This window comes from Pseudohalioglobus sediminis, assembly GCF_008370495.1.
Classification (GTDB): domain Bacteria; phylum Pseudomonadota; class Gammaproteobacteria; order Pseudomonadales; family Halieaceae; genus Halioglobus.
Map to the genome: position 1 here is coordinate 352,383 of NZ_VTUX01000007.1, position 26,861 is coordinate 379,243.

The following is a 26,861-nucleotide window of genomic DNA, read 5'->3' on the forward strand; positions in this document are numbered from 1 at the left end:
CTAGTTATATAGTGGATAATCCAGTGTCGGTAAACCGAGGATCGAAATTTAAACCAATTGCACCGGGTATTTCAATTGCTGCACACCCCAGACGGGGCATGGGTGCCAGTTTGAGTAGTAAGGTAACACAATTGCACTGGTTATGTAGCCCCGGTAACGATGCAACCCTCAGTGCCGGCAGACACTCACGAACGCTCGTAAACTTCGAAACTGTAGTCATAGGGATTGTCGCCGCCGGCGGCATGGCGCTCGCTGGAAACTTTGCACCAGACCGACCAATCGACCTCGGGTAGCACGGCATCGCCAGCCACGCTGGCGTGAACGCGGGTGAGATACAGCCGCCGTGCCTGCGGAATCACCGCCGCATAAATTTCCGCCCCCCCTATCACCATCATCTCGTCCACGTCGTCACGCTGCGCGACCTCGGCACCGAGCGCCATGGCGTCGTCCAGTGAATGCACCACCTGGACACCGGGCGCCTGCCAGGCCGGATCCCGCGTGATAACGATGTTGGTGCGCCCGGGTAGCGGCCTCCCGATTGACTCGTAGGTCTTGCGCCCCATTAGCAGCGGCTTGCCCATTGTCACGCGCTTGAAATATCGAAGATCCTCCGGCAGGTGCCACGGCAAGGCATTGTCGCGCCCAATAACCCCGTTATCGGCCACGGCAACGATCACTGCCACCACCGACACCGCTGACTACACCGCAACCGGCGCAGCGATGTGCGCGTGGGGATGATAGTCCAGCAATTCGAAGTCTTCGAAGCGGTAGTCGTAAATACTGTCCGGCCGGCGCAGTATGCGCAGCCGTGGCAAAGCGCGCGGTTCCCGCGACAGTTGCTCACGCACCTGATCGAGGTGATTCAGGTAGAGATGCGAATCACCGGTGGTGATAACGATCTCGCCCGGTTCCAGGTCACACTGCTGGGCCAGCATCATGGTCAGCACCGCCAGGCTTGCCGTGTTGTAGGGCAGGCCGAGGAACGAGTCGCTGGAACGGATATACAACTGCGCGGACAACCTGCCGGCGGCCACGTAAAACTGGTACAAGAGGTGGCAGGGCGGCAATGCCATGCGCCCGGCCGCGGCGTTTTCCTGCGGGCTGACTTTTTCGTCCGGGAGGTACTCCACGTTCCAGCCGTGGAAAAGGATACGCCGGCTGTCGGGGTTATTGCGCAGGCACTCCACGACATAATCAATCTGGTTGATGCTGGCACCATCGCTGGTTGGCCAGTTGGTCCACTGGGCGCCGTAAATAGGGCCCAGATCTCCGGTTTCGGTGGCCCACTCATCCCAGATGGACACCCCATTGGCTTTCAACCAGGCCGTGTTGGTATCGCCGCTGAGGAACCAGATCAGCTCATTGATGATGCTTTTCAGGTGCAGCTTCTTGGTCGTCAGCAGGGGAAAACCTTCGGCCAGGTCGTGACGGTACTGCCGCCCGAATACGGAAAGCGTGCCCGTGCCGGTGCGGTCGTCCTTACGCACGCCGTTGTCGAGGATGTCTTGCAACAGGTCCAGGTAGGGTCTCATCGTATTGATCAGCTCTCTCTTTTCTTGCCGCCCCGGTAGGCGACGACTAACAGGGTAATCCCCACCACAATCATGGGCAGGCTGAGAATCTGGCCGCGCGTCAGCCAGCCAAACGCCTCGTACCCGATATGGGCGTCGGGTTCCCGGAAAAACTCGACGAAGAAGCGGGCGGCGCCATAACCCAGGGAGAATATGCCGGAGACTGCACAGGTTGGCCGCGGCCTGGAAGAGAACCAGTACAGCACCGCAAACAGCAGCAGGCCCTCGAGAGCAAACTCATACAGCTGGGAAGGATGGCGTGGCAGCTGCAATGGATCGGCGGGGAAGATCATCGCCCATGGCATCTCTGTCGGCTTGCCCCATAGTTCCTGGCCAATGAAGTTACCCAGGCGCCCCAGCCCGAGGCCAATGGGGACAAAAGGTGCGATAAAATCCATCAGCCGCCAGAAGGCGATCTTGTGCTTGCGCCCGAACAGGTACATGGCGAACAGGACGCCGAGGAAGCCACCGTGGAATGACATGCCGCCTTCCCAGAGTCGCAGGGCCCAACCGGGATCATCCACCAGGCGATCGCCGCCGTAGAACAGCGTGTAACCCACGCGGCCGCCCAGCACCACGCCCAGGGCCACGTAAAATACCAGGTCATCCACCTGCTCGCGCTGTACCGGGCACCAGGGCAGGCGACTGCGGCGCAGCGCCAGCCACCAGCCAGCGGCAATACCGGTGAGGTAGGCCAGGCCATACCAGTGGATTTTCAGCGGCCCGAGGGCAACGGCGACGGGATCGATTTCAGGATAAGGGAGCATGGGCAGACCAACTGGACCAGCACGTATTATCATGCAGCTGTCCCGCTTTCTCAATTCTTTCACGTGCAGCGCGGAGTAATTGCCGATTTATGTGCCTGATACTGTTTGCCCATCGCGCCAGCGCCGAGTACCCCTTGCTGGTTGCCGCCAATAGAGACGAGTTTCACGCCCGCCCCACCGCGGCATCCGATTTCTGGCAGGAGCACCCGGGCGTGCTCGCCGGCAGGGACCTGGAGGCCGGCGGCACCTGGATGGGCATCAGCGCTGACAGGCGCTTCGCTGCTGTCACCAACTACCGGGACCCACAACGCACCGCGCCCGCGCCGCGGTCACGCGGCGAGCTGACCAGCCTGTATCTCACCGGGGACCAGTCGCCACGGGACTATCTGCTGGAACTCGAAGATCGGGCCGATGACTATGCCGGTTTCAACCTGCTGCTCGGCGACGGCAAAGACCTGTGGTATTTCAGCAACCAGCGCACGGGCAACGGTGGCCCGCGTGCGCTTGCGCCCGGCATCTACGGCCTGAGCAACGCCGCGCTGGATACACCGTGGCCAAAAGTCACACGGGGCAAGCAGGCGCTGCAACAGTTGCTGGCCGGGGCCCCGACTCACGAGCGCCTGGCGGTGACGGTTTCAGACCGTGAACTGGCCACCCCCGGACAGCTTTCCGGCCAGGGACTGCACGGCGAAATGGACCAGTTGCTCTCCGCGCAGTTCATAGTCAACCCGACCTATGGAACCCGAGCCACGACCACCCTGTGGCAGGATGCGACGGGACGCCGGCACTGGCGCGAAACCAGTTTCGCGCCAACAGGCGAGCCCAGCGGGGCGGTGGAGAAGGTAGTGCCCTGAAAGCCCGCTCAGTCGACGGGGTTGTGAATGAACTTTTCCATACCATGAGTGGCCAGAAAGGACTCCAGGCGGTGGTGTATTTCGGCTGCGTCATCCATGGTCACAACCTCCTCGAGCAGGCTCTTTGCTTCGATGAGGTTGACATTGCGCAGGGCCTTTTTGACTTTGGGCAGGCTGGTGGCATTCATGGACAGGATGTCATAGCCCATCGCGAGCAACAGCACCGCCCCCTCCGGCTCGCCTGCGAGCTCGCCGCAGATACCCACATTCTTGCCCTCGGCATGGGCAGCATCCGCCACCAGCCGAAGCGCCTGCAGTACCGCCGGATGCATGGAATGGTAAAGGTCCGCCACGCGGGCATTGTTGCGATCCACGGCCAGCAGGTACTGGGTCAGGTCATTGGAACCAACAGAGAGAAAATCCACCCGCTTGGCCAACGCCCTGGCCTGGTAGACGGCTGAGGGCACCTCGACCATCACCCCGATCAGGGGCATTTCCGCCTCAATGCCTTCCTGGATGATCTCACGGTGGCTGCGGTGAATCAGCTCCAGGGCCTCATCAACCTCCGGGATACTGCAGATCATCGGCAGCATAATACGCAGATTCCCCAGCCCGGCGTTGGCCTTGAGCATGGCGCGCACCTGGGCCAGAAATATTTCCGGATGATCCAGGGTCACGCGAATGCCGCGCCAGCCCAGGAACGGGTTGTCCTCCTCAATGGGGAAATAGGGCAGCGCCTTGTCACCACCAATATCCAGCGTACGCATGGTAACGGGCCGCGGCGCGAAGGCCTGCAGCTGGTTGCGGTAAATCTGCCGCTGCTCTTCCTCCGAGGGGAAACGCTCACGCAGCAGGAAAGGGACCTCGGTGCGATACAGGCCAACGCCCTCTGCACCCTGCTCCAGCGAGCGCGTTACATCAGCCATCAGGCCGGTATTCACCCACAGCGGCATGCGGTGACCATCGAGGGTAATACAGGGCTGGTCACGCAGCGCTTCCAGGTCCTTGTTCAACTCGCGATCGGAAACCAGCACCTCTTCAAACTTTGCCAGCACGTCGGGTCGTGGATTCAGGTGCACGGTTCCGTTGTAGCCGTCGATGACCACATCACGCCCTTCCAGCCGGGTATAGGGCAGGTCAACCGCACCCATCACCGTGGGAACACCCATGGCGCGGGCGAGAATGGCAACATGGGAATTGCCGGAGCCGCGCACCGAGATCAACCCGGCCAGGCGTTCCCGGGGAATCTCGCCGAGGGATGATGCGGTCAGTTCCTCACCGACGAGGATGGTCTGCTCGGGGAACTGTGTTTCGCGCTTGTCGGAGTCCTGCAAGTAAGCAAGCACTCGCGTACCAAGGTCCTTCACATCCACGGCACGCTCTTTCAGGTAGCTGTGCTCCATGCGCTCAAAGTGACGGATGTGCTCGATCATGACCTGGCTCAGTGCGCCCTGGGCCCAGTGCCCCTCGCGAATCAGGCTGACCACCTCGCGACCGATCGAAGAGTCGTCGAGAATACCCAGGTAAACGTCAAACAGGGCGTGGTCCTCGCGGCTCAACTCTCCGCCGAGGTTGTCTGCCACCGCCTCGATATCCTCGCGCACGCGGTACAGCGCATGCCGGAAGGCACTCAGTTCCGCGCGCCGGTCATCGACCATACGCTGGGGTACGGCATAGAGATCGGCGATAGGCGATACCACCACTGCCGTGCCGATAGCGATGCCCGGGGCGCCGGGTACGCCACCAATTTTAGCCGGGGCGCTGGCGGACCTGGCATCGGCAAGCACCGCACCTGTTACCCGCGCGTGGGCAATCACCGCGGCGAGTTGCGCGGACATGGTAACGAGGAAAGCCTCCTCGCTCTCGTCAAAACGACGGCGCTGCGCCTGCTGCACCACCAGCACCCCGAGCACGTCGCGCTGGTGAATAATGGGCACGCCAAGGAATGCGTGGAAAGATTCTTCGCCAATATCCGGAAAGAAACGGAAGTTGGGGTGGGTTTCCGCGTTTTCGAGGTTCAACGGCTCTTCACGCTCGGCAACGGTACCGACCAATCCCTCTCCGGCGGCGAGGCTGGCAATTCCTACCTGCTCAGGATTAAGGCCCTCGGTGGCACGAAAAATAAAGCGCTCTTCACCCGGGTCGCGGAGATAGATACTGCACACTTCGGTACCCATGGCATCACGGACACGGCGCACGATGATCTCCAGCGCGTCCTGCAAACCACTGGCTGCGTTAACCTCCTGTGTGATGTGGCGCAGTATATTCAGCATTCAGTTGCCCGCCAGATTCTCGGTGTGGCGACCCAGCGGCAGGGACAGCTCTTTCATCGCCCGCCGGTACACCTCACGCTTGAAGGAGATAACCTGGTTCAGGGGATACCAGTAACTCACCCACTGCCAGTGATCGAATTCGGGCTTGTCATTATGGTCCAGGCGCACGGCATGGTCTTCCGCGAGCATGCGCAGCAGGTACCACTTCTGCTTCTGGCCAATGCACAGGGGCTTCTGGCCCTTGCGCACGAAGCGACGGGGCAGTCGATACCGCAGCCAGCCCCGGGTCACGCCCAGCACCTCGACCGCATCGGCAGTCAGGCCTATCTCCTCTTCCAGCTCGCGATACAGCGCATCCTCGGGCGATTCACCACGGTTAATGCCACCCTGCGGGAACTGCCAGGCATCGCGGCCGCCGACCCGCCTGGCCCACAGAACCTGGCCCAGGTCATTGGCTACCACGATACCCACGTTGGGGCGAAAGCCATCCTTATCGATCACGATTCGTCTTATTTCTTATGTCAGGGACGTTTCATTGTTCCACACTTTAGCGTACCTGAGAAATTTACTCAGCAAGCACCAACCGCTATGCTGGCGCCCCTTTACACGGAGCCACCTCCATGGCGCTGGCTATTTTCGACCTGGACAACACCCTGATCGGCGGTGACAGTGACCACCTCTGGGGTGAATTCCTGTGCGACCAGCAGCTGGTGGACGCTGACGCCTTTGCCGAACGCAATGACCAGTTCTATGAGGACTACAAGGCTGGTCAGCTGGATATTCACGCTTACCTGCGCTTCGCCCTCGATCCCTTGAAAGGCCAGCCGAGGGAGGTGCTTGATAACTGGCATCGCGAGTTCATGACCGCGAAAATCGAGCCGATTATGCTGCCGAAGGCCCACGAGCTGATACAGCAGCACCGTGATCGCGGGGACACCCTGCTGATTATCACCGCCACCAATGAGTTTATCACCCGGCCCATCGCCAACTTCCTGGGCGTTGATGAACTGCTGGCATCCGAGGCGGAGCAAATCGACGGCGTGTACACCGGCGAGCCCGCCGGCATACCTTCCTATAAAGAGGGGAAAATCACCCGCCTGCAGCAGTGGCTGGCGGGGCGCGATCTGTCCCTGGCGGGCGCCTGTTTCTACAGCGATTCGCACAACGACCTGCCATTGCTGGAGCTGGTGGACCATCCGGTGGCGGTGGATCCGGACGAGACCCTGCTGGCTCGCGCCAAGGAGGCGGGCTGGCCGGTGATCTCCCTGCGCCAGGCCACTTAGATCTGCTCTCTACGCGCCGCGCCGCGCAGACCTGATATCCCCTCCCGAAAACCGGTAGTGCGCCGTCCATGGCACCTTGGCTTCGGCCATCCATGGCCTCAGACATTTTCGGGAGGGGATATCAGGCCCACACGACGCTAACCAAGGCGACAGGCTCGATTCAGGATAAAATACCTACCGAGTGTATAACCTCTGCCTGCGACATGTACCCCGATACAGTTCCTCCGGGGCGTCTGAGGCCATGGATGGCCGAAGTCGAGCCTGACATGGATGTCTGCTTTTGGCGGTCCCGGGGGAGCTGTATCGGGGTGCAGGGCGCGGCGAGTAGAGAACCTACCCCACACGGCGTGCGAATATGGCCTTGAGATATTCGGTCTCCGGAATAGCCGGGTGGATCGGGTGGTCCGGGCCCTGCGCGCCCTGCTCCACCACACGCAACTGGCAACCAGCACGCACCGCTGCCTGTTGCATGGCAGTCATCAGGTCGGCCCTGGACAGGTGCATCGAACAGGAGCCCGAGACCAGCAACCCGCCCGGGCGCAGCAGCTGCAGCCCCAGTTCATTGATGCGGCGGTAAGCGGCAATGCCCTTTTTCAGGTCCTTGCGGCGCTGGATGAACGCCGGAGGATCCAGGATCACCACGTCGTGGGACACCCCCTCGGCGCGCATTTGTTGCATCGTCTCCGCCGCCGGGCCCTGGCGCACGGAAACTATGTCGGCGATATCGTTGAGCCGGGCGTTGACCATCACCCCCTCCAGCGCTGCACTGGAACTGTCGAGACAACAGACATCAGTGGCGCCAAATACGCCCGCCTGGATCCCCCAGCCACCGATGTAACTGTACACATCAAGCACCGACTTGCCCTTCACCCAGGAAGACAGGCGGGCGCGAGCCATGCGGTGGTCGTAAAACCAGCCCGTCTTCTGGCCACTGAAAACGGGGGCGCTGAAGCGCACGCCATTTTCCTCCAGCAGCACCTGCTCCGGCACGGTGCCCAGGACCACCTCGTTGTCCGCGACGAGGCCACTGTCGCGCCGTGCACGACTATCGCCACGCAATAACACGCCGTCGGGGGACAACACCGCCTGCAGTGCATCGATGAGCGGCTGTCGGTAACGCTCCGCTCCGGCATTGTTGAGCTGTACAACCAGGTATGGGCCGAAGCGGTCAATGACGATGCCCGGCAACAAGTCACTGTCGCCATAGGCCAGGCGATAAAACGGGCGATCGAATATCGCCTCGCGCGCTTCAAGGGCAGATTGCAAGCGGGACTGAAACAACGCCTCATCGAGCTGTGCCTGCTCGCCGGGCGCGAACACCCTGGCACAGATCAGGGCCTGGGGCTCCATGTACGCCGAGCCCAGCATTCTGCCTTCGGCATTGCGTACCTGCACCACGTCGCCCGGGGCGAACTGATTCAGCGGGCAGCGGCCGGTATCGACCTCATTGGAGTAAACCCACAGGTGCCCGCCGCGCAGACGGCGGTCGGCGCCCTTGCGCAGGTACAGGTCAGTGGTGGTCACAGTGGTGGCGTCGGGTAGCGCGCGTTGCGCTCAATCGTCCTCGTCGCAACGGGCCTGGTAGTCGGCGGCGTTGAGCAGCGCATCCAGTTCACTGGCGTCTGTGGGTTGCAGCTTGAAGAACCAGCCGTCGTTGTACGGATCAGAATTTACTGTCTCCGGCTCATCTTCGAGCTGGGGATTGACCGCCAGCACCTCGCCGCCCACGGGGGCGTAGATATCCGAGGCCGCCTTCACGGATTCCACCACGCCGGCCTCTTCACCCGCGGCAATATTGCTGCCTACCTCAGGCAGCTCCACGAATACGACGTCTCCAAGCGCTTCCTGCGCGTGATCTGTAATGCCGACGGTAACGCTGCCATCCTCTTCCAGACGAGCCCACTCATGGCTGCTGGCGTATTTCAGTTCGCTGGGGGTCTGGCTCATGGAGGCGTCCTCTCTGGGTTATAGGAGCGATAACAAGCCGCTCATTCTAACCGGCAACAGGTGAAAAACAATACGGACTAATCTATACCCATCGCGTGGCGCATCAGCCGCTGCTTCACCGGCGCGACCTGTGCCACACCCCGCATGCCGGCATTGCGCAGCCAGCGCAGGGGCAGGGAGCGTTGCTCAAACAGGCGCTTGAAACCGTCCATGGCTCCCATCATCAACAGGTTCTCGGCCTTGCGCCGGCGCTGGTACCTGCGCAGCACGTCGAGTTCGCCGGGTGCCTGGGCGCGGCCGTGCGCGCTGAGCACCTCCTCAACCAGCACGGCAACATCCTGCAGGCCCAGGTTGATGCCCTGCCCTGCCAGCGGATGGATCGTATGCGCGGCGTCGGCTACCAGGGCAACTCCCGGCTGCACGTAATCCACCGCATGCCGCTGGCGCAATGGAAACGCGAAGCGGGGACTGGCCGCCAGCACATCGCCCAGGCGATGCTCCAGCGCGTCGGCAATGGCCTCACAGAATGCCGCGTCGTCCAGTTCCAGTATGGACTCTACCGCGGAGTCCTGCAGCGACCACACCACGGAGCAGTAGTGCGCATCGTCTTTCCCCGGTAGCGGCAGGAAGGCCAACGGACCGGTCGGCAGGAAGCGCTGCCAGGCAGTGTCAGTATGGGGCCTGGCCACCATGACGGTGCAGACAATGGCACGGTGTCCGTAATCCCACTCGCGTGTGCGGAAACCGCACATCTCGCGCACGCGCGACATGGCCCCGTCTGCCCCGATCACCAGGCTGGCTGTCAACGCGACACCGGTGCCCAGGGTGACCTGCATCGCGCCATGGTCATCGCGCTCACAGGCCGTGACCGTGTCCGGGCTGAAAACCTGTATATCCTTTGCCGCCTCTACCCGTTGCAACAGGGCCTCGACAATGGCGCGATTTTCTACGATGTGGCCCAGCGCCGGCACGTTCAGTTCGGCGGCGGCAAAGTCGATCTCGCCAGTGCCCTCTGCGTCCCAGACGGTCATGTGCTGATACGGGCACTGCCGGTAGTCCGCCACACTTGCCCAGGCGTCCAGGCCCTGCAAAAACTGCACTGACCTGGGCGTCAGCGCGCTGACGCGGGCGTCAAAATGCTGCAGGTCCAGCTCTGCGGGCAAGGGCTTGCGCACCATGGACTGGGCTTCGACGATGGCGATGGACAGCCCATGGCCACTGAGCCCGGCCGCCATCGCACTGCCGGCGATGCCGGCTCCAACAATGACCACGTCGAAGTGCTGGCTGGCGGGCAAGTTTACTCTCCCATCGCGGCAACGCCTGCCGCATAGTTAACGAAATTACGCTTGAATGCCGGTAGCACATCAAGCCCGGAGAGCGCCAGGTCACGCAGCAAGCCCACCACGGGGTCACCGGGCATAAACAGGGAGGGCAGCCTGTCGCTGAAGGTGATGGTGCGCTGTTGGTCCTCGCGCTGCTGGTGTTCGTAGCGTTTTAATACGCGCAGATCGCCCGGCGAATGCCCCTGTTCCACCGCCTCGGCCAGCACCCTGGCCAACTCTGCTACATCCCGCAGCGCCAGGTTATAACCCTGACCGGCTACCGGGTGCAGTGCGTGTGCGGCATTGCCCATCAAAACCATGCCCTGGCGCACCTGCTCGCCGGATTTTACCAACGCCAACGGATAGCTGTGACGCTCCCCGACCTGCTGCATACGCCCGAGACGATAGCCAAACCGCTCCTGCAAGGCGTTAAGGAACTCCTGTTCCGGACAGTGCAGCAGCTGTTCTGCCTCCTCGGGTGAGACCGTCCACACCAGGCCGCTGCGATGCGCCGCTGCGCTCACGCCCAGCAGCGGTAACAGGGCAAGGGGCCCCTTGTCGGTGAAACGCTCAAAGGCCCGGCCCTGGTGTGGCTGGGCAAACGCGACATTGGCAACCAGCGCGTGCTGGGCATAGGGTTTTTCGGTAACCGCAAAGCCCAGTTTCTCGCGCAGACCCGACGCGGCACCATCGGCGACCACCAGCAGGCTGGCCTCGAGTGAATGCACGTCCGCGCCCTCGAGGGTAATACTGGTGCCTCCCGGCGTTGCGCGGGCGTCGACCACACGTGCCGGGCTGATCAGCTCGACCCGGGCCTGCCTGTGCAAGGCCTGCACCAGGCTGTTGCCCAACCAGGCATTCTCCACCACGTAACCGAGGGCAGACCAACCGTGATCCCCGGCGTGCATGAGCGTGCTGCCAAAGTGGCCCCGGTTGGACACGTGGATACTGTCGATGGGACATACCCACTGCAGCAGGTCCTGCCACAGGCCGAGGCGCTCGTATATCAGCTTGCTGCTGTAGCTGAGAGCGGTTGAACGCGCATCGAACGCCGGGTGGTATTCGGGCCGGTGCCCGGGCGCCGGCTGTGGAAAGGGAAACCCCTCCACCAGGCAGATCCGGGTATCCTCCGGTAGCACCTCGGCGAGATACAGCGCCAGGCTGATGCCTACCATGCCACCGCCGGCGATAACGATGTCCCTGTGTTGCGTCGTACTCATGCCGCCATTAACGCCTCGATCTCATCAGCCTTGCGCGGCACACCCTCGGTGAGAATGTCACAGCCTTTTGCAGTGACCAGCACATCGTCCTCAATGCGCACACCGATGCCGCGCCATTTCCGGGCAACAGCCTGGTTGTCGGGAGCAATATAGATACCCGGTTCCACCGTCATGACCATGCCCGCTTCCAGCTGGCGCCATTCACTGCCCACGCGGTAATCGCCCACGTCGTGCACGTCCAGCCCCAGCCAGTGCCCGACGCGGTGCATGTAGAAATCCCTGTACGCCTCGGCCACGATCAATTCGTCGACATCGCCCTCCAGCAAACCCAGCTCCACCAGGCCGGCCGTAATAATCCGCACGCTGGCGTCATGGGGCTGGTTCCAGTGATTGCCGGCCCTGATCTGCGCGATCGCGGCATCGTGCGCCGCCAACACGAGATCGTAGATCGCGCGCTGCTCCGGCTTGAAGCGCCCGTTGACGGGAAAGGTACGGGTAACATCCGCGGCGTAGTATTCAAACTCACAACCGGCATCCACCAGCACCAGGTCACCATCGCGCATTTTCGCGCCGTTCTCCACGTAGTGCAGGGTGCAGGCATTGCGACCGCTGCCAACAATGCTGCAATAGGCAGGGTAGCGGGCGCCGCCGAGCGCGAACTGGTGGTGTAATTCACCCTCGAGCTGATACTCAAACATGCCCGGCTCGCAGAATCGCATGATGTGCCGATGCGCGGTCGCAGTGATTTCACCGGCACGACGCATCAGCTTTTGCTCGGCTGCACTCTTGACCAGGCGCAGGTCATGCAGCATGTGGTCGAGATCCGTGAACTCACCGGGAGGCACGGCGCCGCTGGACTCCTTGCTGCGGATGGTATTGACCCATTCCATGATCTGGCGGTCGAACCGGGTGGAGCGCCCCATCGAGTAATAAACCCGGTCACGGCCCTCGATCAGCCCCGGCAAAATGTCATCGATATCGCTGATAGGGAAGGCGTCGTCGGCGCCGAACTGCGCGCAAACCCCGTCGGGTCCGGCACAGCGCCCGTGCCACAGCTCCATGGCAGGATCACGCTCTCGACAAAACACCACAAACTCGCCGTGCCCTCGATTCGGCACCAGCACCAGCACCGCATCGGGCTCCTTGAAACCGCTCAGGTAATAGAAATCGCTGTCCTGACGGAAGGGGTACTCGGTGTCGCGCCCGCGCAATACCTCTCTCGCCGATGGAATAATGGCAATGCTGTTGGGCTCCATCAGCGCCATCAGGTTGCGACGGCGGCGTGCGTATTCGCTATTGGTGATCTTCATCGCAGGCAATTGGCTGGTGCATGGTTCGGGTGCGGAGATGGCGGCTCAGTGCAGTGACGGTGTCTCAGTGTTCGGTGCATTGCTGCGACTGTCCATGAAAACATTCAGCGCAGCGAAGCGCAGGTACTCGGTGACCTCGAGGTAGCTGGCTTCAGACTCATCTTCCTCGGCATGTTCATCAATTTCAGCCTCGGCAATTGCGGCGAAGTCTCTCAGTATCTCGCTGCTGTCACCCTCCACCTGCTCGCGATTCACCTGGGCGAATCCACTCAGGAAGCCGCCGGCCCAGGCGGCCAGGGACGTGGTGCGCACGGTTATGTCCGCCTCGTCATCCGGCAACAGCGGGTGGAAATCGAATTCCTCGTCGACAAAAGCCGCGGCAGTCACGGTATACAGCTGCATCATCTGCGCTGCCAGCTCACCGTGGAAATCCAGATCCAGCGCCTGTGTCAGCAAGGCGAGACCCGCTTCCGCCTGTGCCGGGGCCCCGGCGGCGAGAAGCCCGCAAAGGCAGCCGTGCAGCGTCGACGGCGAGGCGTCCTGTCCCTGCTCCAGCAGGTGATCCGCCAGTTCATCGAAGTCGAACACGGCGACGTCTTCATCGGTATATTCCAGCATGGCGACTTCCCGAACTTCCCCCGCACAGGCGGAAGTTACAAAAATAAGCTAAAAAAGTATGGCAGGCCTTTGATTTTCATTACTTTTGTTCCGTTGACCTCAACCAGAAGCGCCCTTATAGTAAAGTCCCATCCAGACTAACACCAGTAAAACTCCATGGCAGAAAAGCAACTGCAGGCGCTGGAACAAAAGATCGACCAGCTGATAGAGCTCTGCAATGAGCTGAACCGGGAGAACCAGCTGCTCAAGGCAGAAAACGCCGGCTGGCAGCAGGAAAGACAGGACCTGATCGACAAGAACGAGCTGGCCCGCTCCAAGGTGGAAGCCATGATCAACCGTCTGCGCACAATGGAGTGAACCAGTGAGCCAAGCCAATACCGTCACCGTCAAGATCCTCGACAAGGAGTACCAGGTGGCCTGCCCGGAAGAGCAGGAAGCCGAGCTCGTGGTCTCAGCCAAGTACCTGGACAAGCAGATGCGCAGCATTCGCGAGACCGGCAAGGTGATCGGCCTGGAACGCATTGCCGTCATGGCTGCCCTGAACATCAGCTACGAGCTGCTGCAGGCCTCTGAGCACGGCGACGCACAGCGGCCGGCGCTTGATACAGGTGCTGTCGATTCCCTTAACCGCAAGCTTGACGATGCCCTGTACCAGCTGCGCCAGCTGGAAATCGGCTGAGCCATCCTCAAAACGCAGCAAATTTCAAGGGCGAACTGACCCCGCTGCCTGCGTTATACTCTGCCCTGATCCCTGGCGTATGCGCCAGGCAGACAGTCCTCGAGCCGATAATGTTATATCCGGGGGCGTCTCGCCGCTGTTGGTGTGCAAGTCCGGCATGACCGGGAAGCCTTATGCAGTGCAGGTGCCTCCTCCTTGAACCATCGGGTTCAAGGGCAGCGCTGTCAGCGGTACGCCGGGAATCTCTTTTCATGCCATCTACACCTGACCTGAAGCTCGCCCTGCGTCGGCAACTGCGCCAGCGGCGCAGGGATATCGATGCCACTTCGCGCCTGCGCGCAGCAGAGCGCATTGCGGCAATACTCGAAGAGCTGCCGGGATTGGGCGAAGCCAGGCATATCGCCACCTACATCGCCGCCGACGCAGAGATCGACCCCGACATCGCCAACCGCTCACTGCACAAACTGGGCAAAGATATTTACCTGCCGGTTATTCGACCCGGCAACCAACTGGAATTTGCTCGCTGGCAGCTAAACGATGCACTTGTGCCCAATAAGCTGGGCATCCCCGAACCGCCCCCTGCTGCGGAGCGGCGCGCGGCACAGGCCCTCGACCTGGTACTACTGCCCCTGGTGGGCTGGAGCCCCGGCGGCACCCGCCTGGGGATGGGTGGTGGCTTTTACGACCGCAGTCTAGGGAATGCGCCGGGGCTGACCAAGGTAGGCCTGGCTTTCGAGGTGCAGAGAATGGAGTCACTGCCGCAAGAGCAGTGGGACGTGCGTATGGATTTTGTCGTCACGGAAACCGCCCTGCATGATTGCAGGGATGGCGGGCCCTAGACCGCGATCGCCCGGTCAGTCTCCCAGGAGAACGCCGGCCTGCAGGCCAGATGCGGGTTCTGCCACTGTGTTGTTGGCCGCCATCGGCAGCATCAGTGTGATCACCATGCCAAGACCAAAAACCGCCATGACAATTACCATCAGGTCCGGTTTACGCTTCACTTTTCGACACTCTCTCTAATTGCTGTAGAAGCAGGGCTATTCTTCGAAGCCCTTGCCGTTATTATTGTTAGCTGGAAACAAGCACTAACTTTTGTGATTATTTCACAACCGAGAGAAATGTCTACACGCAAGCGCAGAAATCCGGACTTTTCTGCGCTTTTTCAGCAGCCACGATATCAGTCCTGACGTTGGCCAAGATAGATCTGGTAGGCCAGGTTGTCAGTTTCATCCCAGTAGCGGTAGCCAATGTCCTCGAGGGCTGCATCAAAGGCCTTTTTCTCGGCCTCGGGCACCTGCAAACCCACCATGATACGACCGTAAGCGGCGCCGTGATTACGGTAGTGGAACATGGATATATTCCAGTTCTGGCCCAGTGCAGACAGGAACTTTGCCAGCGCGCCGGGGCGCTCCGGGAACTCCACTCGATACACACGCTCGTGTTCAAGCACAGCCGGCGCGTGCCCTCCGACCATGTAACGCACATGCAACTTGGCCACTTCGTTATCAGTGAGATCCACTACTTCGTAGCCTTTCCTGGCAAGCGCGGCCAGCAGGTCGGCCAGGTCTTCGCCTCCAGGCACCACAGAGAGCCCGACGAACACCTGGGCAGACGCGGCGTCTGCATAGCGGTAATTGAACTCGGTGATATTGCGTCGCCCCAGCGCAGTGCAGAAGCGGCGAAAGCTGCCCGGTTTCTCGGGAATGGTTACCGAGAGCACGGCCTCGCGGCGCTCGCCTATTTCGGTGCGCTCGGATATATAACGCAGGCGATCAAAATTGGTGTTGGCCCCGCTGACGATGGCCAGCAGGTCGGCCCCCTGAACCTGCTCTCGTTCCACATAGAGCTTGAGACCGGCAAGGGCAAGCGCTCCAGCAGGTTCGGCAATACTGCGCGTATCCTCGAAGATGTCCTTGATAGCGGCGCACATTTCATCCGTACCCACGGTGATCACCTCGTCCACCAGGTCACGCACCACGCGAAACGTTTCCTTGCCTACCTGCGCCACTGCGCAACCATCGGCAAACAAACCCACCTCCGGTAACACGGCGCGTCGACCGCGTTCGAGCGCGAGTTTAAGGCAGGCTGCATCCTCCGGTTCCACGCCAATCACCTTGGTATCGGGCCAGACATACTTCACATAGGCGGCGACGCCGGCAAGCAACCCGCCACCGCCCACGGGCACAAAGATGGCGTCGAGGGGCTTCTGGTGCTGGCGCACAATTTCCATGCCCACTGTTCCCTGCCCGGCGATGACATCCGGGTCGTCGAAGGGATGCACATAGGTCATGCCTTTTTCTTCTACCAGCTGCTGGGCGTAGTCCGCGGCCTCATCATAGGAGTCGCCGCGCAGCACCACACGAGCACCGCGTCGCCTGACCGCGTCGACCTTTATTTGCGGTGTCGTGCGCGGCATGACAATCGTCGCCTTGACGCCCAGTTTCTCTGCTGCCATGGCCAGACCCTGGGCGTGATTGCCGGCGGATGCAGCCACCACGCCCAGCGCCCTCTGGGCGTCACTGAGCCGATTCATCTTGTTGTAGGCACCGCGCAGCTTGAAAGAAAAAACCGGCTGCAAATCCTCGCGCTTAAGCCAGACCGCATTGCCCAGGCGCCGCGACATGAGCTCGGCCCTGTCGACGGGCGTTTCCCTGGCCACGTCGTAAACGCGGGCATCAAGGATGCGTTTTATGTAGGACTGCGGCATTGGACTGCTACCAAACTCTGGGCGAAGCGGCCATGTTAAAGAAGCGCGGTGAGATTTCCAGCCCCCTGACAGCGCAATAATGCTGCTCCGGGCCGGCCTCTCCCCTATACTTACGTTTTTACCGCCCCAGTTGGAGCAGCAAGAGATGAATCAGGACCAGTTAAAGCAGGCAGTAGCCGCAGCCGCTCTGGACTATATCAGGCCCAGAATCGACGATGACACCGTCATTGGCATTGGCACCGGGTCAACAGCCAACCTGTTTATCGACTGTCTCGCAGAAATTCGCGGCCTCATAAACGCCACCGTGGCCAGTTCCGAAGCCTCTGCCCAGCGCCTTAAAAACCACGGTATCCCGGTTTACGATCTGAATGCGGTCGACCAGGTGGATTTCTATATCGATGGCGCCGATGAAGCCAATCGCGCACTGCAACTGATCAAGGGCGGCGGCGCCGCGCTGACCCGGGAAAAGATCGTTACCGCCGTGGCGCAGGAGTTCATCTGTATTGCCGATGAATCCAAGTTGGTGCATACACTGGGCAAGTTTCCGCTGCCGGTGGAAGTGATACCGATGGCGAGAAGTCACGTTGCCAGGGAACTGGTCAAGCTCGGCGGCGACCCCGTCTACCGGGACGGCGTGGTCACAGACAACGGCAACATCATCCTCGACGTATACAACTTCTCGATACCGCAGCCACTGGCCACAGAGGAAAAAATAAACGGCATTACAGGCGTGGTAACCAATGGCCTGTTCGCGCTCAAACCGGCCGACGTGCTCCTGCTTGGCACCGCCAGTGGGGTGGACACACTGCGCGCCGAGGCGCCCTGATCAGCGGCGGCGCTTTGATGGCGGATACACAACCGACCATAGCCAGCGCCAGAAGCTGTTGCCCGCCAACACCTCCGCGTTGATGGCATCGAAGAAACGCTCCAACTCTTCCGGGTCGGCAAAATAGTCCATCCGGGTGACGAAACCGCGCTCAGGGTCCAGTTCCTTGACCACTTTCGCGGGGTTACCGGCGACCACCACGTTGGCCGGCACGTCGCGCGTCACCACCGCACGCGCAGCAACTACCGAGTTTTCCCCAATGGTGACGCCCTTCAGCACGCAGGAGCCATCGCCCAGCCACACGTTGCGCCCGATGTGCACCGGCGTCGCCCTCGGGTCACGCTCAGTGCGATCGTATATCATGTGCCAGTCCGAGTCGGTGACATAGGCGCCATTGGCGAACATTGTGCCATCGCCGATCACCACCTCATCGCTGGCGCTGATCCGCGAACCCGGGCTCATCAGCACACAATCCCCGATCTCGACGCGCCCCTGGCCCTGTTCCCGGCCCCATACCCCGATCTCCACCTGGTGCATAGGCTCGCCAATAGCCGTGAAACTGCGCCCAATCCGGATATTGTTACCGGAAATGTTGACATACCAGGGCTTCATGATGGTGTGATAGGGTCCCAGCGACTCACACTCCGGACGCAGGTAATACTCTGCGTACCAGTGGCGAAACCGGAGGTAGAGTTTTTTCAACCACCAGGGGCGTAGGTCTTGGCGCATGGCAAGCTCTTCTTGGTCAGGCAGGTTTACAACTTTTCTGTCTACTGCATTATGTGCCGGTATCATGGCAACGCCAGTGATGAACATCAACGGATACCTGACCGAAAAACATGAACCGACAGCTCACCGGGGTGTCCCGGCCAATCATCAGCAACCAGCAGGGTGTGCATCCACAACTGGCGCGGGTGGTCAGCCGCCACCTGGGCAGCAGCTTTCGCCGACCTGTGGCCAGGCACTCGGAAGTGGCCTATATCCCTTTGGCGGAGCGGATCGCCGCCGATGGCAGGCCACTTATACTGGATTCGTTTTGCGGCACCGGGCAGAGCACAGCGCTGTTGGCTGAACGCCACCCGGACTGCCTGGTAGTAGGTGTAGACCAGTCTGCACACCGTCTGCATAAACATGTGGAGGGCCCTGCTGAAAACTACCTGCTGCTGCGGGCGCAGGCGGAGGATATCTGGCAACTGCTGCTGCGAGATGAACGCCAGCTGTACCAGCACTACCTGCTGTACCCCAACCCCTGGCCGAAGGGCAAACACCTGCAACGGCGCGTACATGGTCACGGCAGTTTTGGCTGGCTTTTGCGCCTGGGCGGCAGTATCGAGGTGCGCAGCAACTGGCAGCTGTATGTAGAGGAATTCGGCCTGGCCATGCACCTGGCGGGCCATCGCGGTGTGGTTTCCCGGGTTCCCGATGAGCCGGCTTTGACGCTATTCGAGGAAAAGTACCGGCAAAGCGGGCACAGCCTGTGGCGATACCAGTATCGCGCCGCCGTGACGAGTCGGGGTTTATAAGCTAAAGTCCGTCGTCCACGAGGAGATAAAGTCATGTCCACGCAGCACAACGACCCGGTATGGGATCGCATTCGCTCGGAAACCGAGAAACACGCTCAGGAAGAGCCGGTGCTGGCCAGCTTCCTGCACTCCACTATTCTCAATCACGACAGCCTGGAATGTGCCCTGAGCTTCCACCTGGCCAGTCAGCTGGACAGCCCCACCGTGACGTCGCTGCTGTTACGTGAGGTGATGCTGCAGGCCATGCGCACCGATGCCTCTATCTCCGACGCCGTGCGCGCAGACCTGCTGGCCGTCGTGGACCGCGATTCCGCCTGTCATGAACTCTACATACCCTTCCTGTACTTCAAGGGTTTCCATGCCCTGCAGAGCCATCGCATCGGACATTGGCTGTGGCAGAACAACCGCCAGTCCATGGGTCTATTTTTCCAGAATCGTGTCTCGGTAAAATTCGGCGTTGATATCCACCCCGCTGCGCAGATGGGACGCGGCATCATGCTGGACCACGCTACCGGACTGGTAATCGGCGAGACCGCCGTTGTCGGTAACAACGTTTCGATCCTGCAGTCCGTCACGCTTGGCGGCACCGGTAAGGAAGATGGCGACCGACACCCGAAAATCGGCGATGGCGTATTAATCAGCGCCGGCGCCAAAATTCTCGGTAATATCAAGGTAGGGGAAGGCGCCAAGGTGGGTGCCGGCAGCGTTGTGCTCGAAGACGTGCCACCGCACACAACCGTCGCCGGCGTACCCGCGAAGGTCGTGGGCAGGCCGGCAACCGAAGCACCGGCGCTGGATATGAATCACGATTTCTGCTGTGACGGCAACGGGCTCTCGGAAACGGGCTAAACCGGGCGCCAGCCCTGCAGGCTGGCTGCCGATACCCGGCGATATTGCATAGCCCCGGGCCTTGCTAGCGCGAAGCCACGGAGCCCGCGGGCACGTTCAGTCGTTCTGGTGGTACTGGGGTGAAAGCTCCTGCACCGCATCGACGAAGGCGGTAACGTGATCGGGATTGACCCCGGGAGTGATGCCGTGGCCGAGGTTGAACACGTGGCCACTGCCATGCCCGAAGCCCGCCAGAATGGACGCTACTTCCTCGCGTATCCGTGCCGGAGAAGCGAACAGCATCGCCGGGTCCATATTGCCCTGCAGGCACACGCGGTCACCCACCTGGCTGCGCGCCACGTTGATATCAGTCGTCCAGTCTATACCCACCGCCTGCGCGCCACAGCCGGCAATTGCACTGAGCCATTGGCCGCCGCCCTTGGTGAAGACAATGACCGGCACGCTTTGCGTCTCGGCACTCGCCTGCAGGCGGGAGACGATGCGCTGCATGTACTTCAGGGAGAACTCCTTGTATGCGGCTGCAGTAAGGCTGCCACCCCAGGTATCAAAAATCTGCACGGCCTGCGCGCCGGCGCGAATTTGCGCCGCCAGGTAATCAGCGACAGCGTCCGCCAGCAGGGACAGCAGGTTGTGCATTAATTCGGGCTTGTCGTAGGCCATACCCTTGACGTTGGCGAAGTCCTTCGACGATCCGCCCTCCACCATGTAGGTAGCGAGAGTCCACGGGCTACCGGAAAAACCAATAAGCGGGACAGTGCCGTTGAGCTCGGCGCGGATAGTGCGCACCGCATTCATTACATAGTCGAGATCATCGTCTGCGGAAATCGTGTTCAGACCAGCGAGGTCGGATTCACTACGCACTGTCTTGCGAAACTTCGGCCCTTCCCCCTCCTCGAAGTAAAGCCCGAGACCCAGGGCGTCCGGCACGGTGAGAATATCCGAGAACAGGATGGCCGCGTCCATGGGGTAGCGGCGTAGCGGTTGCATGGTGACTTCGCACGCCAGCTCGGCATTCTTGCACAGGTCAAGAAATGAGCCGGCCTGCTTGCGAGTGGCACGGTACTCGGGCAGATAACGGCCCGCCTGGCGCATCATCCATATAGGCGTGCGATCGACCGGCTGACGCTGCAGCGCTCTCAGGAAGCGGTCATTTTTCAATTCAGTCATCGGGCTTTTCCCACGTTAAACCTGCAGATAATCGAGGATGCCCTCGGCGGCCTGGCGGCCTTCCCAGATGGCCGTCACCACCAGGTCGGAACCGCGCACCATATCGCCACCGGCGAAAATTTTCGGATTGCTGGTCTGGAACTTATAGGTCTGCTCTTCCTCGGCCACCACGCCCTGCCAGTTGTTGGTTTCCACCTCGACTTCTTCCAGCCAGGATGGCGGACTGGGCTGGAAGCCGAAGGCAATGATCACCGCGTCCGCCTCCAGCACTTCCTCGCTCCCGGGGATAGGCTGGGGACGGCGACGGCCATCTGCACCGGGCTCACCCAGTTCGGTTTCTATCACCTTGATGCCACAGGCCTGGCCGAAATACTCCACCACTTCTATCGGCTGGCGGTTGAACAGGAACTGCACGCCCTCTTCACGGGCATTCTTGACCTCACGCCGTGAGCCCGGCATGTTCACCTCGTCGCGCCGGTAGGCGCATATGACCTTCTCTGCGCCCTGGCGCACGGCTGTGCGCACACAGTCCATGGCCGTATCACCGCCGCCGAGCACGATCACGCGCTTGCCGTTGAGGTTGATGTAAGCCTCGGAGTCCTGTTCGAATCCCAGGTTGTGATTCACGTTCCCGATAAGGTAAGGCAGCGCCTCGTAGACGCCGGGGAGGTTTTCTCCCGGGAAATTGCCTTTCATGTAGGTGTAAGTACCCATGCCCATGAATACGGCATCGTAAAGCTCGAGCAACTCACCGATCTGCACGTCCCGGCCAATTTCCGTGTTCAGGCGGAACTCGATACCCATGCCCTCGAACACCTCGCGCCGACGCACCATGACCTGCTTTTCCAGTTTGAACTCCGGAATACCGAAGGTAAGCAGACCGCCGATCTCCGGGTAGCGATCAAAGACCACGGACTTGACGCCGTTGCGCGCCAATACATCGGCACAGCCCAGACCCGCCGGGCCGGCACCGATGATGGCAACCTTTTTGCCCGTGTCGACGACATGGGACAGGTCAGGGCGCCAGCCCATGGCGAGGGCGGTATCGGTAATATATTTTTCCGAGGCCCCGATAGTGACCGCGCCAAAACCGTCGTTCAAGGTACAGGCGCCTTCACACAGCCGGTCCTGCGGACACACACGGCCGCACACTTCCGGCAGGGTGTTGGTCTGGTGACTCAACTCGGCCGCCTCGAACAGGTTGCCCTCGGAAACCAGTTTCAGCCAGTTCGGAATAAAGTTGTGTACCGGGCACTTCCACTCGCAGTAGGGGTTGCCGCATTCCAGGCACCGGTGCGACTGCTCAGCCGCCTGGTCCTTGGTGAACGGATTGTAGATCTCCACATACTCGGTTTTACGCGCCTGCAGCGTTTTCTTTTCCGGGTCGTTACGACCGACATCGATAAACTGGAAACTGTTAGCCAGACGATTACTCATAATCTACTCCTGCCCGCCGGCATTAATCGGTATTGCGCAAACGGGACAACAAACGGTCGAATTCCGCTGCCTTGGGTTTCACCAGCCAGAACTTGCCGACGTAATCCTCGAAATTCTCCAGCAGGTAAGCGCCCCACTCGGAGCCGGTTTCCTCAACATACTCGCGGATATTGCCGCGAAGGTGGTTGCGGTAGGGCTCCATGTACTCTGAGCTGACCCGGTGAATCTCCACCAGCTCACTGTTGTACTTGTCGATAAACGTGCGGTCCACATCCAGCACATAGGCAAAGCCGCCGGTCATGCCGGCACCAAAGTTGACGCCGGTTGAGCCGAGCACGGTCACGTTGCCGCCCGTCATGTACTCGCAGCAATGATCGCCAGCGCCTTCGACGACCGCGTGGGCCCCCGAGTTACGCACGGCAAAACGCTCACCGGCAATGCCTGCTGCAAACAACCGGCCCCCGGTGGCGCCATAGAGGCAGGTGTTGCCAATGATGGACGTTTCCTGGGATTTGAACTCACTGTTTCTCGGCGGGTAGATAACCAGCTTGCCACCGGCCATGCCCTTGCCAACGTAGTCGTTGGAGTCACCTTCAAGGTACATGTGCAGCCCACCGGCGTTCCAGACGCCAAAGCTTTGTCCGGCTGTGCCGGTCAGCCGCAATACCAGCGGATTGGCTTCCATCCCGTGATTGCCGTAACGCCGGGCAATCTCGCCCGACAGGCGCGCGCCTATGGAGCGATCGCAATTACACACGGTAAACTCGAAGTCGCCGCCGGACTGGGATTCGATGGCGGCCAGTGTCGCAGCAACCATCTCCTCTGCCTTTTCGCCCTTGTCGAAGGGGTCGTTCGATGCCACCTGGCAAAATTCGGGCTGGTCCTGCGCCGCCGGGTCCTTGTACAGAATGGGCGAGAGGTCGAGGCGAGCCTGTTTTTCGGTATCACCCGGCAACAACTCCAGCAGGTCTGTCCTGCCTATCAAGTCCTGCAACGAGCGCACGCCGAGCCTGGCCAGCCACTCCCGGGTCTCCGTCGCGATAAAGGTGAAGAAATTCACCACCATGTCGACGGTGCCGGCGAAGTGATCGTCGCGCAACTTCTGGTGCTGGGTAGCGACACCCGTAGCGCAATTGTTGAGGTGACAGATGCGCAGGTATTTACAACCCAGCGCCACCATGGGCGCTGTGCCGAAGCCAAAGCTCTCGGCACCCAGAATAGCGGCCTTGATCACATCCAGGCCGGTCTTCAGGCCGCCATCCGCCTGCAGGCGGATCGCGCCGCGCAGGTTATTGCCGCGCAGGGTCTGTTGCACCTCTGCCAGACCCAGTTCAAAGGGCGATCCGGCGTAACGAATCGAGGTCAGCGGGCTGGCGGCCGTGCCACCGTCGTAACCGGAAATTGTGATCAGGTCGGCATAGGCCTTGGCAACGCCGGCGGCGATAGTGCCCACGCCCGGCTCCGACACCAGTTTTACCGAGACCAGGGCCTTGGGATTTACCTGCTTCAGGTCGAAGATCAACTGTGCAAGGTCTTCGATGGAATAAATATCGTGGTGCGGCGGCGGTGAGATCAATGTCACGCCCGGCACCGAATAACGCAGCCTGGCGATCAGGTCGTTGACCTTGCCTCCCGGTAGCTGGCCGCCTTCACCGGGCTTCGCGCCCTGGGCTACCTTGATCTGCAGCACCTCGGCATTCACCAGGTAATGCGGCGTCACCCCAAATCGCCCCGAGGCGATCTGCTTGATCTTGGAGACACGCTCGGTACCGAAGCGCTCGGGGTCTTCACCCCCTTCTCCGGAGTTGGAACGCGCACCAATGCGGTTCATGGCCGCGGCGAGAGCCTCGTGTGCCTCCGGACTTAGAGCGCCCAGTGACATGCCCGCGGAATCGAAGCGAGGCAGGATACTTTCCACCGGTTCGACCTCGTCGAGGCTGATACCTTCGACCTCGGCAGGCTTCAGCAGGTCACGCAATGTCGCCACCGGTCGTTCGTTCACCAGCGCGGCATAGCGTTGGTAATCCGCATAGTCGCCGCTGGCTACAGCCTGCTGCAGCGTCATTACCACGTCCGGGTTGAAAGCGTGGTATTCCTGGCCATGGACATACTTGAGCAGACCACCCTGCTCGATACCCTTGCGCATCGACCAGGCACGCGCGGACAACAGTTCCTGGTCCCGCTCGAGTTCGGCGAAGCCGCTGCCCTCGATGCGCGAAGCCACCCCGCAAAAAGCAGTATCGACCACTTCTCTGGCCAGGCCCACCGCCTCAAACAACTGGGCGCCGCGATAGGAGCTGACGGCTGAAATGCCCATCTTCGACATGATCTTGAGCAGGCCCTTATTGATACCTTTGCGGTAGTTCTTGTAGCAGATGCTGGGCTCGCCGAGCACCTCGCCGCAGCGAATGAGCTCTTCGAGCACGCTGTAGGCCAGGTAGGGGTAGATCGCGGTAGCGCCAAACCCCAGCAGGCAGGCTATCTGGTGTGAGTCCCTGGCGCTGGCTGTCTCAACGACGATGTTGGCTTCTGCGCGCAGGCCCTGCTTGATCAGGTGGTGGTGCACTGCGCCGGTCGCCAGCAGGCTGTGCACGGGCAAACGGCCTTTTTCGATTTCGCGATCAGAAAGCACCAGTATGGTCGAACCGCCGCGCACAGATGCCTCTGCTGCTGCAACCACTTCAGCGATGCCCTGCTCCAGGGTGGTCGTCTCGCGATCATAGGTGCAGTCGATTCGGTGCACCCGGAAACCGGGGCGGTCGAGGGTAAGCAGGGTGCTGAACTTACCCTGGGATAACACCGGGGACGACAGGATAACCCTGTCGGCATGTTCCGGCCCCTCGTGGAAAAGGTTTTTCTCCCCTCCCAGATCAGTCTCCAGCGACATAACGATGGTTTCGCGCAGGGGGTCGATCGGCGGGTTGGTAACCTGCGCAAACTTCTGCCGGAAATAATCGTAAAGTGAGCGCTCCTTCTTCGAGAGCACAGCCATGGGGGTGTCATCGCCCATGGAGCCCACGGCTTCGTTGCCGGATTCCGCGAGTGGACGCAACACCTGGTCGCGCTCCTCGAAGCTCACCTGGAACATTTTCATATAGGTGTCGAGTTGTTCGCGCTCGATACCGGAAATCATCTCGCTGCCGAAGGTGCCCTCAATGCGCTGGGCCTTTTCCTTCAACCAGCGCTTGTAGGGCTGCCGGGACTTCAGCCTCTGGTCGATATCCTCGGTCTGCAACAGTTCACCGGTATGGGTATCGATCATGATCATCTGACCTGGGCCCACCCGGCCCTTGGCCACCACGTCCTCGGGCTTGTAATCGTAGGTGCCGATCTCCGAGGCCAGGGTAATAAAGCCGTCTTTCGTCTTTACCCAACGCGCCGGCCGCAGGCCATTGCGATCGAGCAGGCAGACTGCATAGCGACCATCCGTCAGCACCACACCGGCAGGGCCATCCCACGGCTCCATATGCATGGAGTGGTATTCGTAGAATGCCTTCAAATCGGGGTCCATCAGCTCCATGTTCTGCCAGGCCGGGGGAATCAGCATACGCAGTGCGCGGGCCATATCCACGCCGCCCGTCAGCAGCACATCGAGCATATTGTCGAGGCTCGACGAGTCAGAGCCGGTGCGATTTACCAGCGGGGCAATATCCTTGATATTGGGCAGCAGGTCGGTCTCGAAGCAGGCCGTGCGTGCCTCGGCCCAGTTCCGGTTACCCTCGATCGTGTTGATCTCGCCATTGTGCGCGAGCAGGCGGAAAGGCTGTGCCAACGGCCAGCGCGGCATGGTGTTGGTGGAAAAGCGCTGGTGGAACACACAGATCGCGGTCTGCAGTCGCTGGTCAGCGAGGTCCAGGTAGAACCTTGGCAGGTCAACGGGCATAACCAGGCCCTTGTAGGAAATGACGCGGCCAGACAGACTGGCGATATAATAATCCTCGTCGTTTTCACAGGCCATCTCCGCCTTACGCCGCGCCACGAACAGGCTGGTGCTCAGCTCGACAGCGCTTTTATCGGGTGCGCTGATAAAGACCTGCTCTATACGCGGCAGGCTTTGCAGCGCGATCTCGCCGCACACGGAATCATCCGTCGGCACCACGCGCCAGCCCAACACAGTGAGACCCTGTTCGGTCAGCACCTTGTCCGTAGCCGCGCGTGCTGCTGCAGCGCGGTTCTCATCCTGGCTCAGGAAAATCTGCCCGATGGCGAAACTGTCTGCCAATTCGGCGCCGAAACACTCATTTGCCAGCGTACGCATGAAACTGACGGGCATCTGCAGCAGCAGGCCGCAGCCGTCTCCGGTCTTGCCATCAGCGGCAATACCGCCGCGGTGCGTCATGCAGGTAAGGGACTCGATCGCGGTCTCCAGCAGGCGATGACTTGCGTCACCTGAGGTATGTGCAATCAATCCGAATCCGCAGTTGTCGCGGACGTCTTCAGGTCTAAAAAGGCCTGCGCTCATAGTCAGTCCAGAATCTCAAGTGAAAACAACAAGTTACACCGGAAGC

25 protein-coding genes and 1 other RNA gene are annotated in these 26,861 nt (G+C 60.8%); 9 read left to right on the forward strand and 17 right to left on the reverse strand.

From position 1 onward, the window contains the following. Window positions 1–185: 185 nt before the first annotated feature. From F0M18_RS15295 to lgt, 3 genes are read right to left on the reverse strand one after another with little or no spacing between them, the layout of a single operon-like run. Window positions 186–683, reverse strand: a complete 498-nt coding sequence (locus tag F0M18_RS15295; protein WP_262500967.1) for a dihydrofolate reductase — start codon at window positions 681–683, stop codon at window positions 186–188. A gap of 15 nt (window positions 684–698) precedes the next feature. After that, window positions 699–1,532, reverse strand: coding sequence for a thymidylate synthase (locus F0M18_RS15300; RefSeq protein WP_149612322.1), 834 nt, complete (start codon window positions 1,530–1,532; stop codon window positions 699–701). Between the two features lie 8 nt (window positions 1,533–1,540). Then, a complete protein-coding gene (gene lgt / locus F0M18_RS15305) occupies window positions 1,541–2,338 on the reverse strand; it encodes a prolipoprotein diacylglyceryl transferase (RefSeq protein WP_149612323.1) in 798 nt (265 codons plus the stop codon). A gap of 89 nt (window positions 2,339–2,427) precedes the next feature. On the opposite strand from lgt, the gene F0M18_RS15310 reads away from it, so the two are divergent. After that, window positions 2,428–3,192: an NRDE family protein gene (locus F0M18_RS15310; protein WP_149612324.1), complete on the forward strand. Its 765-nt coding sequence runs from the start codon at window positions 2,428–2,430 to the stop codon at window positions 3,190–3,192. Between the two features lie 8 nt (window positions 3,193–3,200). On the opposite strand, the gene ptsP is transcribed toward F0M18_RS15310, so the two are convergent. Next, complete coding sequence (gene ptsP / locus F0M18_RS15315) at window positions 3,201–5,465, reverse strand: phosphoenolpyruvate--protein phosphotransferase (protein WP_149612325.1); 2,265 nt, start codon at window positions 5,463–5,465, stop codon at window positions 3,201–3,203. Beyond that, a complete protein-coding gene (locus F0M18_RS15320; protein ID WP_149612326.1) occupies window positions 5,466–5,966 on the reverse strand; it encodes an RNA pyrophosphohydrolase in 501 nt (166 codons plus the stop codon). Window positions 5,967–6,085: 119 nt separating this feature from the next. Here F0M18_RS15320 and F0M18_RS15325 point away from each other — a divergent pair, with 119 nt between their 5' ends. Beyond that, window positions 6,086–6,748, forward strand: coding sequence for a histidinol-phosphatase (locus tag F0M18_RS15325; RefSeq protein ID WP_149612327.1), 663 nt, complete (start codon window positions 6,086–6,088; stop codon window positions 6,746–6,748). Window positions 6,749–7,081: 333 nt separating this feature from the next. Here F0M18_RS15325 and F0M18_RS15330 read toward each other — a convergent pair whose 3' ends face one another. The 6 genes from F0M18_RS15330 to F0M18_RS15355 all read right to left on the reverse strand — a co-directional run bounded on the left by F0M18_RS15330 (window position 7,082) and on the right by F0M18_RS15355 (window position 13,165). Further along, complete coding sequence (locus tag F0M18_RS15330) at window positions 7,082–8,272, reverse strand: class I SAM-dependent rRNA methyltransferase (RefSeq protein WP_149612328.1); 1,191 nt, start codon at window positions 8,270–8,272, stop codon at window positions 7,082–7,084. A gap of 30 nt (window positions 8,273–8,302) precedes the next feature. Beyond that, a complete protein-coding gene (gene gcvH, locus F0M18_RS15335; protein ID WP_149612329.1) occupies window positions 8,303–8,695 on the reverse strand; it encodes a glycine cleavage system protein GcvH in 393 nt (130 codons plus the stop codon). 77 nt (window positions 8,696–8,772) lie between these two features. Beyond that, the gene (locus tag F0M18_RS15340; RefSeq protein ID WP_149612330.1) at window positions 8,773–9,990 is read right to left on the reverse strand and encodes a UbiH/UbiF/VisC/COQ6 family ubiquinone biosynthesis hydroxylase; all 1,218 of its coding nucleotides are present in this window, start codon (window positions 9,988–9,990) and stop codon (window positions 8,773–8,775) included. 2 nt (window positions 9,991–9,992) lie between these two features. Then, window positions 9,993–11,237 carry a 2-octaprenyl-6-methoxyphenyl hydroxylase gene (gene ubiH, locus F0M18_RS15345; protein ID WP_149612331.1) on the reverse strand — a complete coding sequence of 415 codons (1,245 nt, stop codon included), beginning with the start codon at window positions 11,235–11,237 and terminating at the stop codon, window positions 9,993–9,995. After that, the gene (gene pepP, locus F0M18_RS15350; protein WP_149612332.1) at window positions 11,234–12,547 is read right to left on the reverse strand and encodes a Xaa-Pro aminopeptidase; all 1,314 of its coding nucleotides are present in this window, start codon (window positions 12,545–12,547) and stop codon (window positions 11,234–11,236) included. The genes ubiH and pepP overlap by 4 nt, the downstream gene beginning before the upstream one ends. 45 nt (window positions 12,548–12,592) lie before the next feature. Continuing rightward, window positions 12,593–13,165: a UPF0149 family protein gene (locus F0M18_RS15355; RefSeq protein ID WP_149612333.1), complete on the reverse strand. Its 573-nt coding sequence runs from the start codon at window positions 13,163–13,165 to the stop codon at window positions 12,593–12,595. 156 nt (window positions 13,166–13,321) lie between these two features. On the opposite strand from F0M18_RS15355, the gene F0M18_RS15360 reads away from it, so the two are divergent. The 4 genes from F0M18_RS15360 (at window position 13,322) to F0M18_RS15375 (ending at window position 14,683) form a co-directional block, all read left to right on the forward strand. Further along, window positions 13,322–13,522: a TIGR02449 family protein gene (locus tag F0M18_RS15360; RefSeq protein WP_149612334.1), complete on the forward strand. Its 201-nt coding sequence runs from the start codon at window positions 13,322–13,324 to the stop codon at window positions 13,520–13,522. A 4-nt stretch (window positions 13,523–13,526) separates the two neighbouring features. Next, window positions 13,527–13,844 (forward strand): cell division protein ZapA, encoded by a 318-nt coding sequence (locus F0M18_RS15365; protein ID WP_149612335.1) that lies wholly within the window; start codon window positions 13,527–13,529, stop codon window positions 13,842–13,844. 66 nt (window positions 13,845–13,910) lie between these two features. After that, window positions 13,911–14,090, forward strand: a non-coding RNA gene (ssrS, locus tag F0M18_RS15370) — 6S RNA. Window positions 14,091–14,095: 5 nt separating this feature from the next. Then, window positions 14,096–14,683 (forward strand): 5-formyltetrahydrofolate cyclo-ligase, encoded by a 588-nt coding sequence (locus F0M18_RS15375; protein ID WP_149612336.1) that lies wholly within the window; start codon window positions 14,096–14,098, stop codon window positions 14,681–14,683. A 15-nt stretch (window positions 14,684–14,698) separates the two neighbouring features. Here F0M18_RS15375 and F0M18_RS20005 read toward each other — a convergent pair whose 3' ends face one another. After that, window positions 14,699–14,845 carry a hypothetical protein gene (locus F0M18_RS20005; RefSeq protein ID WP_188109752.1) on the reverse strand — a complete coding sequence of 49 codons (147 nt, stop codon included), beginning with the start codon at window positions 14,843–14,845 and terminating at the stop codon, window positions 14,699–14,701. Window positions 14,846–15,021: 176 nt separating this feature from the next. Beyond that, complete coding sequence (ilvA, locus tag F0M18_RS15380; protein WP_149612337.1) at window positions 15,022–16,551, reverse strand: threonine ammonia-lyase, biosynthetic; 1,530 nt, start codon at window positions 16,549–16,551, stop codon at window positions 15,022–15,024. Window positions 16,552–16,696: 145 nt separating this feature from the next. On the opposite strand from ilvA, the gene rpiA reads away from it, so the two are divergent. Further along, on the forward strand, window positions 16,697–17,377 hold the full coding sequence (rpiA, locus tag F0M18_RS15385) for a ribose-5-phosphate isomerase RpiA (RefSeq protein WP_149612338.1): 681 nt from the start codon (window positions 16,697–16,699) through the stop codon (window positions 17,375–17,377). Here rpiA and F0M18_RS15390 read toward each other — a convergent pair whose 3' ends face one another. Continuing rightward, complete coding sequence (locus F0M18_RS15390) at window positions 17,378–18,106, reverse strand: acyltransferase (protein ID WP_149612339.1); 729 nt, start codon at window positions 18,104–18,106, stop codon at window positions 17,378–17,380. Window positions 18,107–18,216: 110 nt separating this feature from the next. Between F0M18_RS15390 and trmB the strand changes: the two genes are divergently transcribed. Together trmB and cysE are read left to right on the forward strand one after the other, a co-directional pair. Beyond that, window positions 18,217–18,900 (forward strand): tRNA (guanine(46)-N(7))-methyltransferase TrmB, encoded by a 684-nt coding sequence (gene trmB, locus F0M18_RS15395; protein ID WP_149612340.1) that lies wholly within the window; start codon window positions 18,217–18,219, stop codon window positions 18,898–18,900. 33 nt (window positions 18,901–18,933) lie between these two features. Then, on the forward strand, window positions 18,934–19,749 hold the full coding sequence (cysE, locus tag F0M18_RS15400; protein ID WP_149612341.1) for a serine O-acetyltransferase: 816 nt from the start codon (window positions 18,934–18,936) through the stop codon (window positions 19,747–19,749). A gap of 96 nt (window positions 19,750–19,845) precedes the next feature. Here cysE and hemE read toward each other — a convergent pair whose 3' ends face one another. From hemE to gltB, 3 genes are read right to left on the reverse strand one after another with little or no spacing between them, the layout of a single operon-like run. Continuing rightward, the gene (gene hemE / locus F0M18_RS15405; protein WP_149612342.1) at window positions 19,846–20,916 is read right to left on the reverse strand and encodes a uroporphyrinogen decarboxylase; all 1,071 of its coding nucleotides are present in this window, start codon (window positions 20,914–20,916) and stop codon (window positions 19,846–19,848) included. 15 nt (window positions 20,917–20,931) lie between these two features. Next, the gene (locus F0M18_RS15410; protein ID WP_149612343.1) at window positions 20,932–22,353 is read right to left on the reverse strand and encodes an FAD-dependent oxidoreductase; all 1,422 of its coding nucleotides are present in this window, start codon (window positions 22,351–22,353) and stop codon (window positions 20,932–20,934) included. Between the two features lie 22 nt (window positions 22,354–22,375). Further along, the gene (gene gltB, locus F0M18_RS15415) at window positions 22,376–26,815 is read right to left on the reverse strand and encodes a glutamate synthase large subunit (RefSeq protein WP_149612344.1); all 4,440 of its coding nucleotides are present in this window, start codon (window positions 26,813–26,815) and stop codon (window positions 22,376–22,378) included. Between the last annotated feature and the right edge of the window lie 46 nt (window positions 26,816–26,861).